We start from the raw sequence: 13,193 nt of genomic DNA, 5'->3' as shown, positions 1-13,193 counted from the left end.
TTTTTAACTCCTTTATAAGACTTCAACAGTGGAGTATCCACCACTTTTTTTACTTACATGTACTTGCGTGGCTACGCGTTCACTCATTTCACTCACATGCGATATAACCCCTACTTTACGGCCTTGTGCTTGTAATGAGTCGAGTGAGTCCATAGCAACGCTGAGTGTTTCGCTATCTAACGTACCAAACCCTTCGTCAATAAACAAAGAGTTGATTTGCACTTTATTTGAAGAAAGCGATGCAAGCCCTAATGCCAGTGCTAGTGATACTAAAAATGATTCACCACCAGAGAGCGTATTAACAGAGCGTTGTTCGTCGGCCATATCGCGGTCAATAATGGCAATATCGAGCGATTGCGCAATGGCAGTGAGCTCGTAGCGTTTATTGAGGGTTTTTAAATGGCTATTAGCATAATGCAGCAATATTTTAAGGGTTTGTGTTTGCGCTAAATTACGCATGGTTTTACCGGTTGCATCCCCTAATACTTTATTAAGCACGTGCCACTGCTCTACCTGCTTTTTAAGGGTAGCAAGTTCAGCGTGTTTGCTTTTAAGTGCTGTGGCGTTTTGGTTGTGTTGCTCAAGCGCGGTATTAGTGCCAAGTAAACTATTTTGTAGCTCAGTTTGCTCATTGGCTAAGGACGTTTCTTGCTCTGCTAATTGGCTTTCGCTTTTTTCGGGCTTGTTAGTATTTTGGTGATCTGTTTGCGCCTTTTGCTGTTGCTTAAGCGCTGCATTTGCGTCTGTAAGTGCTGCTAAACGCTGCTCAAACTGCATTAATTGCTCTTTTATTTGCTCACTAGTAAGAGTTAGTAAAATAGCGATCTGTTCGTGATTTGCCTCGCTATATTGCGCTTTAAAGTCGTTAAACCAGGCATTGTAGCGTTCTTCAAGTATACTTTGCTCTTGAATTTGCTCTGCCAAGCGCTGCTCAATGTTTTTGAGTGTTATAGCGTGCTCATCGCGTTTTTTAATTGCGCTGTCGTGGGCTTGTTGGCTTGTATGTAACGCCTTTTGGCATTGCTCAAGCTGCGCATTAAGTTTTGCTTGGTAATCATCGGCACTTAGTGGCTCGTTGTTAAATAAAGCAAGGCGCTCTGTGCGTGTGGTGCTTTGCAGTTGTTGCGCTTTGGCTAAATCGTCTTTTAAAACTTTAAGCGCTTGCTCACTTTTAGCAATTAACGGTGTGAGTTGCTGTAATTGCTGATTAGCGCTGTCTATTTGTTTTTGACTTTGTTCAAGCTGAACTTGTGTTTGTTGGTACTGCTCAACCTGCTGGCTTAAATCGGTCATATTAAGCGTGTTGTTTTGCAATTGCTGCCAAAAGTCACTGTGCTCAAACTGTGCATTAAGAGTGCTGGTAAGCTCGTTAACTTGCGTATTTAGCTCTGCATGTTTAGTGTTTATTTGGCCAAGCCTATTGGTTAATTCAACATGCTGATTATGCAATTGCTGCTGTGTATGTTGCTCGGCTTTTACGTTATTTATTAGCTGATTTACTTGTTCTTGCAGGGCTGTTTGCTGTTTTTGCGATTCAAAATAGTGCGATTTTTGACTGCTGAGTTGGGCGTATGTTTCATCAAGCTGCTGTGCTGTTAAGTCGTTAAGCTCTGTACGTGCCCCTTGCATTGTTGTTTTAATTTCTAGCTGCTTTGCCTGTGCGCTCTGTATGGCTTGGCTGTATTGGGCGTGTTCAGTGACAAGTACAGCATGTTGAGTTTGGTGCTGATGTAGCTTAGCTTGGGCGCTATCGTGTTGCTGCTTAGCCTGGTCATAACTTGTTTCAAAATCGGCTATTAGGTTATTTAATTGCGGGTTTTGGCTGCTTGCATACGGGTGCTCTATTGCCCCGCATACTACACATGGCTCGTTAGGGGTAAGCTGCGTGCGTAAATGCTCTACGTTTTCGCTGGCACGCAGGCGAGCTTGGTTTAATGCGTATTCACTGTGTTTAAGTGCTTGCTCGCACGAGGCTAAGCTTTGTTGCAATGTTGTTTGCGTTTGCTCACTGTGTACAAGCTTGGCCGCAACCGCCGCTTGTTGTTGTGTGCTGTGTTTTATTTCTTGATTAAACTGCTGGTAGCGCAAACGCTGATCTTTTAAATATTCAATATTTTTAAGTTTGCTATCGCATTGTTCAATATTAAATTGGCGTTGTTGCTCACTTAGCTGGTTAAGATCATTTTGTTGATGCGCAAGTTGTTGCTCTTGCAACTCTACTTTTTTAGTTTGCTCTGCTAACAGCGCCGCTTGTTTACTTTGCTCTTCTAACAGCTGTTGGTTTTGCGAAGCGGTTGCCTTTATTTGCTCATTGGCACTTAAATATGTATTAAAGCTGTGTTGGTAATAATTCCAATCATTAGCCAATGGTTTAAGCTGCGTGTGCTCGTTTAGCCACGTTTGATGCCCAGTGCTGAGTTTGTTTGCCTCATCAAGTGCATTTTGGCTTTGCGTGTACTGCGTTTGTAATTCGCTAAGTTGCTGCTGCTCTTTTTCGCTTTGCTGAGTCAGGCTTGTAATTGTTTGTGCGTGAATAGCAAGTTGGCTGTCGAGCTCGCGGGCTTTTGCAATAATTGGCTCTGCCGTTTGCTTTTGCTCTTGCGCTGTTTTTAACTCGCTTTGCTTTGTTGTAAGTGTTGCGGCCTGCTCTTTTATAAGCGCAGCATGGTCAATCGCTTTTAAATCGCTTATTTGCGTACTAAGTGCTTTGTTTTGCGCCGCTAAGTGCTCATGACGTTTGCGGTTGTCTTTTATTTCAAGGGCGCTTTGTGCTTGTTTAGCTTGCTCACTTTGCTTTGCTATTGCATCAAGCTGTTGTTGCGCGTGTTGTTGCTGCTTTATTGCGTGTTCTAGTGCCTGCGATAAGCTAGCTGCTTGTTTATACCAATTTAAGTCTTGCTCTGTTGCTGCATGCTTTTTTTTAGTTTGCTCAATTTTTTTAAGTAACTCATCGCGCAGGGTTTGTTTAGCACTTAATTCGTCATCGCTTAATAAGGTGTAGCTTGCAAGGCTTGCATTAAGTAATTCATATTGATCTTTTAGCGCTTTATTACGCTCAAAAATACGTTTACCTATTAAGCTAAATTTATCGGTGCCGGTTAAACACTCTAAAAGTTGTGCGCGTTCATCCCCTGTGGCTTTTAAAAAGGCTGCAAATTCGTGCTGTGCTAATAATACCGCACGCGAAAACTGATCAAAGCTTAGCCCTATTTTGTTTTCTACTTCTTTTATGGTTTGGCTTTTATCGGCTATTAGGGTTTCATCGGGCAAGGTTAGTAACGTATGCTCAGCTACTTTTAACTTGCCTGTTGCCTTTTTGTGGGTACGGGTAATAACGTAGCGTGCGCGGTATAATTGTTTGTCTTGGCCAAAAAAATCAACCTCAGCAAAGCCTTCCCATTTGCCTCTGCGCAGTAAGTTACGCGCATCGTTTAGCTTTATACTGTCGCCGTTAAAATCAATTAAGTTGCCTTTATCGCCTTTTAAGCGTGCTGTTTTAGTATAAAGCGCTAAACAAATAGCATCTAAAAAGGTGCTTTTACCTGCGCCTGTGTCGCCGGTTATTGCAAATAACCCCGCGTCTTTTAGTGGAGCTTGAGTAAAGTCGATTTCGGCATCGACTATTGAGGCTAAGTTATGAATACGAACTGCGGTTATTTTCATAGTTGCTCTTGCTCCGTCAGCTCACTTATTACATCGTTTAACAGTGTTTTTAGCTCATCTGGTACAGCTTGGCCGGCCATATCTTTGTCGTTTGCAAAGGCTTGTTCTAATAAGTTTAATGGGTTGAGCATTTCAATTTCGCTTAAATCTTCAAATACGGCGCTGTTATCACTTGTTATGGTTTGTTCTCGTACCCGCTCAATGCCGCAAAATTTTACGTGTTTACCCTCAAGTGCTTGCTCTATTTGTTCTCGAAAGGTGGTGTCGGTATCACTTGATTTAAGTTTTACGCGTAAATAAGGGGCAATAGTATGTTGTGATGTATCGAGCGCTTTAATTTGCTCGCATAAGTCGCTTAATGGCACGCACTCCCCTTTTGGTAAAATAATTACTTCAGCAGAGCGTGGAATGTAAAGGGGGTTTACAGATGTGCTAATAGTTTGTTTTTCATCACTTTTAAATTCTACTATATTAACTTGGTGCGTGTAGTTACGCTCTGAAAACGACATAGGAATAGGCGTACCGCTGTAACGAATAACGTCTTTTTTAGCGACTTGCTGCGCTTTGTGTAAATGCCCCAGTGCTACGTAGTCTGCCTTGTTACCAAATACACTGGCCGAAATAGACTCCTCCCCACCAATCACTAAATTACGTTCTGAGTCACTTGAAATATCACCGCCTTTGGCATGTAAGTGCCCCATTACAATTAACGGCGAATTTTGCGCGTTAATGCTATAGGCGTGATCAAGGGCAAGCTGATAGGCGTTTTTAACGCCTTGTGCGTAACTAGGGCCGTTTTTAGTATGACTAAGTGAACTTATGTCGCTGGTACGTAAAAAAGGCATAGCGACGATTACAGCGCGTTTATTTTGCGTATTTATTTCAATCACGGTATTGGCTGGGTCGGTTACTTCAAAGCGCCCCACTACATGGGTGTCAAACTGAGCAAGTAAGGGCTGCGCCGCTAATATACGATTTGCTGAGTCGTGGTTACCGGCAATAATAACAACATGCAATTGCGGGCAACGCTTTTTAGCATCTTTTATAAATTGGTAGAGTTGGTTTTCGGCGCTGGCACTGGGTGTGGCTGTATGATAAATGTCGCCTGCAACTAAAAGTATATCTATGTGTTGCTCTACTAGGGTGCTAAGTAGCCAAGTAAAAAATGCAGCGTGCTCATCACGGCGGTCATGTTCATAAAATTGTTGGCCTAGGTGCCAATCTGAGGTGTGGAGAACTTTCATATCGCGCTCTTAAAAAACCATAAGAGCGCCAATATACCCAAGGCAAGTAAAGATGCAAGCCTCGGGAGGGCTTTAGTTTAGGTAAAACTATATATAGCAATAATAATGACAGGAAGCGCTAACAAAGCCATACCTAGCGGCATTTTTAAACTTTTAGTTTGCTTTGCTTGCAATGCTTTTATGGCATTCGTTTCGTTACAGGCGGCTACTTTATCAATATAAAAATAACCTGAGTCTAGATACTGCTTACAACTTTGCTGATTTGCTGGAATGGCTATTAGCTCTTGTTGTTTTTTTAGGATATAAAAATCCATACACCCACCACATTGCTTACTGGTAATAAGTACATATTTGAGAATAATTGTAACGATTTTATTATGCTCAAATAAAAAAAGTGGGCGATTTTAAATATAAAATGCACTAAATATCAACCTAAAATTTCACTATTTTTAATTTATCGTATAAATAGTTAATATTAGTGAGATCACGGCAATATTTGCGCCAATTATTAGCCACTTTTTACTGTGTTTTTGTTCAGTAGATAGGCGTTTTAGTGCATCTTGCTTATTGCATGCCGACACCACATTAACATACGAATATTGGTTTGATTCGTAGCGCTCTAGTAAGTCTTTATCAGCAGGGATAGCTTCGAGCTGATGATCTTTTTTTACAATGTAAAATTTCATATCGGGCTCCTTTAGTTTAAATATACTGCTTAATTTGTATTGAACCTGAGCGCATTAAAACCGTGTAAACACTGCTAACGCTATAAATTTAAGCTCAATTAAAACAACATATTTTTGCACCTTAATTTAATCCTAAGCTAATGGCATGAATTAGGCCTGAACCCTTATAAATACTGCGTTTGTACCTTAATTAATACACATCAACTAGCTGTGAAGTGTAAACCCCCTTTACAGTTTTAAAAGCGGCTTAATTTACTGATTAAAAAAGCATGTTAAAACAACGTGAATATTACCGTGTTTAATGGGCGGTTGGTCGCTAATTAATTGAACAAAAATAGTAACTTTGTCAAAGTACGCTCACAAAATTCCACTAGGACTCATAATGAAAAAAATAGTTCTTACGCTAAGCGCGTTTGTGTTGCCTTTGGCAATGTCGAGCGCTGTGTTAGCGTCATCCGTTGAGCAAACTAAAGGCTCATTCGTTGATAAATTTCGTCAGTTAGACGAAGCGCTTCCTACCCCAAATGTTTATCGTAGTGCCGCCGGTGAGCCTGGCGAAAAATACTGGCAGCAACGTGTTAATTACGACATAGATGTAAAGCTTGATGAAAAAAAGCGCCGCTTAACAGCAAGCCAAAGCATTGAGTATAAAAATAACTCGCCGCATACACTTAAATATTTGTGGTTACAGTTAGATCAAAATATTTTTAAAAGCGACTCAATTGCCGAAACCACAAAAACGTTTAAAAGCACGCTAAATAGTTTACCTGCGCAAAAGCCGGCTAAATTAAGTTTAGGTGAGCTACGTCGTCAACAATTTATGAGCGACAACGAGCTAGGCTATACAATTAGCAATGTAAAAGATGACAATGGCGATGAACTGCGCGTTACTGTTGTTGATACGCTAATGCGTATAGATTTAAACGAGCCGTTAAAACCAGGCAAAGAAGCTGAGTTTAGTATGAACTTTGCTTTTAACATTGTTGAAGAAGATGCCGTAGGTGCGCGTTCTGGTTACGAGCACTTTGAAGAAGATGGCAACGATATATTTTTACTTGCGCAGTGGTTTCCGCGTTTAGCTGCGTACACCGATTACGAAGCATGGACAAACAAGCCGTTTTTAGGCCGTGGTGAGTTTACGCTTGAGTTTGGTGATTATGATGTAGAAATTACTGTACCTGCTGATCATATTGTATCGGCAACAGGTAAGTTAGATAACGCAAGCAAAGTGCTTACTCGCACGCAGCGTAACCGCTTAGAAAAAGCTGAAACAGCAAAACGCCCTGTATTTATTGTTACTGAAGAAGAAGCGTTAGAAAACGAAAAACAAGGTACCGATAAAACAAAAACATGGCACTTTAAAGCAGAAAATGTGCGTGACTTTGCGTGGGCGTCATCGCGTAAATTTATGTGGGATGCAAAGGGCTATCAGCAGGGTGGCGATGAACAACCTTTAGTGATGGCTATGTCGTTTTACCCTAAAGAGGGTGGCGATTTATGGAAAAAGTATTCAACTGAATCTGTAGTACATACAATGGAAGTGTATTCTCGCTATTCATTTGACTACCCATACCCTGTAGCGCAATCGGTAAATGGCCCTGTAGGTGGTATGGAATACCCAATGATCACTTTTAATGGCCCACGTACAGAGCTGCAAGATGATGGCTCGCGCACTTATTCTCAAGCTGAAAAACGCTTTTTAATTGGTGTGGTTATTCATGAGGTTGGCCATATTTACTTCCCTATGATTGTAAACTCTGATGAGCGCCAATGGACCTGGATGGATGAAGGTTTAAATAGCTTTTTAGATGGTGTTGCAGGGCGTGAATGGGACCCAACTATACCGTGGGGTGTTGAGCCGCGCGATATTGTAAGCTACATGAAATCGCAAAACCAAGTACCTATTATGACGCAGTCAGACAGCGTACTTCGTTTAGGCCCTAATGCTTATACTAAACCAGCTGCGGCACTTAATATTTTACGTGAAGTTATTTTAGGCCGTGACTTATTCGACTTTGCTTTTAAAGAGTACGCACAGCGCTGGAAATACAAGCGCCCTACTCCAGCAGATTTTTTCCGTACGATGGAAGAAGCCTCGGGTGTTGATTTAGATTGGTTTTGGCGCGGCTGGTTTTACAGCACCGACCATGTAGATATCTCGTTAGATAAAGTGTATCAATTACGTTTAGATACTAAAAACCCTGATATTGACTTTAAACGCTTACGCGATATAGAAGCAGACAAACCAACATCACTATTTGTTAAGCGCAACCGTGAAGAAGGTAAGCAAACTTGGGTTGAAAAAAATCCAGATATTACCGACTTTTACGACGAAAACGACCGCTTTACTGTTACCAATAAAGAACGTAACGCGTACAACAAGTTTTTAAAAGGCTTAGAGCCGTGGGAGCGTAAAACGCTAGATCGCGCGCTTGAAGAAGATAAAAACTACTATGTTATGGAGTTTTCAAATTTAGGTGGCTTGGTAATGCCTATTTTACTAGAGCTAACTTATGAAGATGGCACAACCGAAGAGCGTTACATTCCGGCTGAAATTTGGCGCCGTAATCACAAAAATGTACAAAAGCTTATTGTTACAGATAAAAATAAGCCATTGGTATCGGTAAGCGTTGACCCTCGCTGGGAAACAGCTGATGTAGATGTTGAGAACAACAACTACCCTCGTCGTATTATTCCTTCACGTATTGAAGTGTATAAAAAGAAAAAGAGTAAAGCGAAAGTAAGTCGAGATATTATGCAAGACATTAAAACTGAGCTTAAAAAAGACGAGAAAAAAGATGGTGAGGAGCAACAATAATGCGCTTTTTGCTTATTATTGTTTGCCTTTTAGTTGCTGCGCCAAGTATGGCGCATCAACTAAAGTCATCGGTTACTACGGTGCTTTTTAATAAACGTACTAACAATATTGAGCTTATGCATCGCTTTTATTTACATGATACTGAGCATGCTGTAGCGCATTTATTTAATGGAAAAGCCGATATCATTAGCAACAAGGCCGACCAACAACGTTTTGTAGAGTATGTTGAGTCGCATGTTGCGCTGCAAACCTTAAAGGGTAAGCCATTAACGCTTAGCCAAGTAGGTGCGCAAATTGATGGAAAGTTTTTTTGGGTGTATCAAGAAGCTCCTATCCCAAAAGGGATTGAAGGCATAAAAATGAGTAACGGCGCACTGCGTGACTTATGGCCTTCTCAAGTAAATATGGTAAACGTAGAAGGTAAAGGCAAGATTAAAACCCTTCACTTTACCCAAAACGATACCTGGCTCGAGGCTAAGTTCGAGCAATAAGTACTTCCCCAACCTACGCGCACTGCAGTTTATGTGCGCGTATTCTCCTTTTGTTTATGCTGTGTTCATTTTTGATCTGTTATTACTAGCTGTTCGTAGAATTTTAGTAATTAATTGGTGTTTATAAGGCTAAGTAATAGATAAGTGAATACTTTTCTAATAATTTGTTTGATAAACATTTGCTAAATTATTCTCATGAAGTAGAGTCATTATGTGTACACATGTTGTATTGATTTTTACCCCATTCAAGGAATGATATGAAAGCTCAAGTAGAGGCTATTCAAGGAGTTATATTTGATTTAGATGGCACTTTAGTATCGTCTGAGTTAGATTTCTCTCTTATAAAAGCACAAATAGGTTGCCCATGCGAGCAAGACCTACTTGATTATATTGCCCAGCTTCCATCGCCCTACATGCGTGAAGAAGCGATGAATATAGTGCATCAGCACGAGCTGCAAGACGCTCAGTTTGCCACTATATTGCCAGGCGTAACCGAAGCCGTTAACGCCCTTAAAGTTAAAAATATTCCTATGGCTATTGTTACCCGCAATTTTGATAAAGCGGCAGCAATAAAGCTACAAAATAACCCGCTACCTATCGAAACGGTATTAACCCGTAGCGATGCCCCAGCCAAACCCGATCCCAGTGCCTTAAATGCAATTGCCACGCTTTGGAATATAAACGCCAGCAACTTGTTATACGTAGGGGATTTTTTATACGACATTCAAGCAGCACATAATGCAAATATGCGCGCTTGTTTGTACGCGCCAAACGCGGTGCCTATTTATGCCGACCAAGCTGATTACGTTTTACGTGAATTTACAGAGTTAGTTACTTTAGTCGAAAGTTACTCACAAAAAGTGGAGTTATGTTAAATAGCGCATAACTTTTATTTTTGCGTAATTACTCCTGTATTATTTGCATAGGCTCGGCCTTATTTATTTAGCAAATAGGTTGTTTTAAATTCAGTTTGTAAAGTTCAACAGACCCTAGCCCAATAGGGTTTGAATTGGTAAAATATGGCAAAATTAACGTATTGATTAGAGGCACAAGATGGGCAGAGCATTTGAAGTCCGTAAGAGCTCGATGGCTAAGACAGCCAACGCAAAAACTAAAGTTAACTCAAAGTACGGTAAAGAAATTTATGTTGCCGCTAAAAATGGCGAACCAGACCCCGATGTCAATCAATCACTGCGTCGTCTAATTGAAAAAGCAAAAAAAGACCAGGTTCCTGCTCACGTAATAGAAAAAGCAATTGAAAAAGCAGCCGGTGGGGCAGGGGAAGATTATTCTCCCGCACGTTACGAAGGCTATGGCCCAGGTAACTGCATGGTTATTGTTGATTGCTTAACCGACAACCCAAACCGTACAATTAAAGATGTACGTTTACCGTTTACCAAAACAGATTCAAAAATTGGTACACCGGGCTGTGTTGCACATATGTTCGATCACCTTGCCGTACTTGGTTTTGCCGGTGACGATGACGAAGTGGTACTTGAAGCACTAATGATGGCCGACGTTGATGTAACCGACGTTGAAGTTGAAAATGGTAAAGTGTCGGTATTTGCACCCCATACTGAGTACTATAAAGCGAAAACAGCGCTTGAGGAAAACTTTGAAGGGATTAACTTTGAAGTTGATGAAATTACGTTTGTTCCGCAAGTGCATGTAGAAATTGAAGATGAAGAAGTTATTGCTAATTTTGACAAGTTCATCAATATGCTTGAAGACTGTGATGACGTTCAAAACGTGTATCACAATGCAATAATTAAAAATTAATTTAGCGCTAGGTACAGTGAGCACTAAATTAGGGCGTGTTGACCTTTGGCGCTTGAATTTGCAGCAGTATGTTTGGTTTTTAGGCAAGGCAGAGCCTATGAAGTGTGGTTATTCCCCATAAATAGGCGATAACGTAGCATAAATGCCAAACATACGCTGCCCTTTTGGGTTCTGCCTAGGTTGAACAAATTTCAATCTGCAAAGATCAACACGCCCTAATAAACAAAAAGCGCGTTTTGTGTAGGCAAAACGCGCTTTTTTGCTGTTAAACTAATGTTAACTATTCAGCTAGGTTATGGTGTTTTGCTTTATATTTTAAGCGGTAACTGTGTAATAGGGGCTCGGTGTAGCCACTTGGCTGCTTAGCACCTTCTAATACAAGCGCTAAAGCGGCTTGATAAGCAATACTATTTTTAAGTGACTCTTCGCTTTGTGCCATTGGCTTGTACGCGCTGTCGTGCTCATTTTGGCCATCGACTACTTTAGCCATTTTAGCCATAATCGACTCTATTTGTTGTTGAGTACACACCCCATGCTGTAGCCAGTTTGCCATATGTTGACTTGAAATACGCAAGGTTGCTCTGTCTTCCATTAAGCCTATGTGGTTAATATCAGGCACTTTTGAGCAGCCAATACCTTGGTCTATCCAGCGTACTACGTAGCCTAAAATGCCTTGTGCATTGTTCTCAAGCTCACTTTGAATATCTTCTTTACTGAGCGTTTGCGGCTGAGCCATTAAAGGAGGTGTAAGTAAATCAGTAAGGCTTGCCATACCTCGTTTGGCAATTTCTTTTTGCTCGGTAAATACATCTACATCGTGATAATGCATAGCGTGCAAAGTGGCTGCGGTAGGCGAGGGCACCCACGCGGTATTAGCGCCAGATTGCACATGAGCAAGCTTTTGCTCCATCATAAGTGCCATTTTATCTGGCATTGGCCACATACCTTTACCTATTTGTGCTTTACCGCTTAGGCCGCAGGCAAGGCCTGTATCAACGTTACGGTCTTCGTACGCTTTGATCCACGGCTGAGCTTTAATAGCGGCTTTTGGCAAAGCGACCCCTGCGTGCATAGAGGTATGAATTTCATCGCCCGTGCGGTCTAAAAAGCCAGTATTTATAAACACCGCGCGCGCTTTGGCTGCGTGTATACAGGCTTTTAAATTTACTGAAGTACGGCGCTCTTCATCCATAATTCCCATTTTTAGAGTGTTTTTTGGCAAGCTAAGCGCTTCTTCTACCATGCTAAAAAGCGTATTTGTAAAAGCAACTTCTTCAGGGCCATGCATTTTGGGTTTTACAATATTGATGCTTTGCGCACTGGTGTTTTTAATGCCTGTTTTTTTATTTAAATCGTGCAGGGCTGCGGTTGCGCTAAACATCGCATCCATAATGCCTTCAAATACGGGTTGGCCGTAAATGTCGGTAATAGCAGGGTTTGTCATTAAGTGGCCTACATTACGGACAAACATCATGCTGCGGCCTTTAAGCGTAAGGCTACTGCCATCAAGGGCTGTATATTGCCTATCGCTTTGTAAAGTACGCTCTATGGTTTTATCGCCTTTTTTAAACGATTCAACCAAGTTACCTTGCATTAACCCCAGCCAGTTTTTGTAAACTTGTACTTTATCCTCGGCATCTACTGCGGCAACAGAGTCTTCGCAATCCATAATGGTTGTTAGTGCAGCTTCAAGCAAAACATCTTTTAATCCTGCTTTGTCGGCTTGGCCGATAGGGTGGTGATGGTCTATTTGCAGCTCTACATGCAGGCCATTGTTTTTTAATAAAATAGCACTTGGGTTTTGCGCCTCGCCTTGGTAGCCAATAAGTTGCTCAGGGTTTTTTAATTGAGTATGCGAGCTGTCTCTTAGGGTGATAGACAAGGCGCCTTCAACAATTGAGTAGTTGGTGCTTTCTATGTGTGAGCCATTTTTAAGGGGCAGGGCTTTATCTAAAAATTGGCGCGCATACGCCATTACTTTAAAACCACGAACCGGATTATACGTAGTGCCTTTTTCAGCGCCGTCGTCTTCACTTAATACGTCGGTGCCGTACAGCGCATCGTATAACGAACCCCAGCGCGCGTTAGCCGCATTAAGCGCAAAACGTGCGTTGCTAACAGGCACAACAAGCTGAGGGCCTGCGCTGAGTGCTATTTCGGGCTCTACATTTTGCGTTTCAATGGCAAAGTCTGCAGGCTCTGGTACTAGGTAGCCAATGTCTGTTAAAAACGCTTGGTACTGCGCGCTATCCCACGTTTTATTTGTTTTATGGTAGTCATCTATTTGTTGTTGTAGCTGCTCGCGCTTAGCTAAAAGAGCGTTATTTTTCGGGGTAAGCGTTTGTACTATGTTTGCAAAGCTTTGCCAAAATTGCTGCTCAGATAAATGAGTGCCTGGGAGTAGCTGTGTTTTTACAAAGTTGGCCAGCTGTGTATCTACGCTTAGCCCTGAGTGTGTGAGAGTGTGTGCCATATTTACCTTCCTTAAACGGTCGCGGTGTTGTTGTGTGCG

General features: G+C 41.5%; 9 protein-coding genes. 4 read left to right on the top strand and 5 right to left on the bottom strand.

Annotated elements, in window-relative coordinates:
• Positions 1–12: 12 nt before the first annotated feature.
• The 4 genes from PSH50_RS17290 to PSH50_RS17275 form a co-directional block, all read right to left on the bottom strand.
• Positions 13–3,663: an AAA family ATPase gene (locus PSH50_RS17290; protein WP_273609882.1), complete on the bottom strand. Its 3,651-nt coding sequence runs from the start codon at positions 3,661–3,663 to the stop codon at positions 13–15.
• Entirely contained in the window at positions 3,660–4,907 is a 1,248-nt protein-coding gene (locus PSH50_RS17285) for an exonuclease SbcCD subunit D C-terminal domain-containing protein (RefSeq protein ID WP_273609881.1), read from the bottom strand. Before PSH50_RS17285 ends, PSH50_RS17290 begins: the two co-directional genes overlap by 4 nt.
• Before the next feature lie 77 nt (positions 4,908–4,984).
• The gene (locus tag PSH50_RS17280; protein WP_004588266.1) at positions 4,985–5,221 is read right to left on the bottom strand and encodes a hypothetical protein; all 237 of its coding nucleotides are present in this window, start codon (positions 5,219–5,221) and stop codon (positions 4,985–4,987) included.
• A 135-nt stretch (positions 5,222–5,356) separates the two neighbouring features.
• Positions 5,357–5,593, bottom strand: coding sequence for a hypothetical protein (locus tag PSH50_RS17275; RefSeq protein WP_004588265.1), 237 nt, complete (start codon positions 5,591–5,593; stop codon positions 5,357–5,359).
• A gap of 382 nt (positions 5,594–5,975) precedes the next feature.
• Here PSH50_RS17275 and PSH50_RS17270 point away from each other — a divergent pair, with 382 nt between their 5' ends.
• The 4 genes from PSH50_RS17270 (at position 5,976) to PSH50_RS17255 (ending at position 10,681) form a co-directional block, all read left to right on the top strand.
• Entirely contained in the window at positions 5,976–8,411 is a 2,436-nt protein-coding gene (locus PSH50_RS17270) for a M1 family metallopeptidase (protein WP_273609880.1), read from the top strand.
• Positions 8,411–8,902, top strand: coding sequence for a DUF6702 family protein (locus PSH50_RS17265; protein WP_004588263.1), 492 nt, complete (start codon positions 8,411–8,413; stop codon positions 8,900–8,902). The genes PSH50_RS17270 and PSH50_RS17265 overlap by 1 nt, the downstream gene beginning before the upstream one ends.
• 257 nt (positions 8,903–9,159) lie before the next feature.
• A complete protein-coding gene (locus tag PSH50_RS17260) occupies positions 9,160–9,777 on the top strand; it encodes an HAD family hydrolase (RefSeq protein ID WP_004588262.1) in 618 nt (205 codons plus the stop codon).
• Positions 9,778–9,955: 178 nt separating this feature from the next.
• The gene (locus PSH50_RS17255; protein ID WP_024032996.1) at positions 9,956–10,681 is read left to right on the top strand and encodes a YebC/PmpR family DNA-binding transcriptional regulator; all 726 of its coding nucleotides are present in this window, start codon (positions 9,956–9,958) and stop codon (positions 10,679–10,681) included.
• 280 nt (positions 10,682–10,961) lie between these two features.
• Here the strand turns inward: PSH50_RS17255 and PSH50_RS17250 are convergent, their stop codons facing one another.
• Complete coding sequence (locus PSH50_RS17250; protein ID WP_064385846.1) at positions 10,962–13,154, bottom strand: malate synthase G; 2,193 nt, start codon at positions 13,152–13,154, stop codon at positions 10,962–10,964.
• Positions 13,155–13,193 lie beyond the last annotated feature (39 nt).

The organism is Pseudoalteromonas sp. Angola-7 (assembly GCF_028599255.1).
Lineage (GTDB): Bacteria > Pseudomonadota > Gammaproteobacteria > Enterobacterales > Alteromonadaceae > Pseudoalteromonas > Pseudoalteromonas atlantica.
This window is presented reverse-complemented; position numbering and strand designations above follow the sequence as displayed.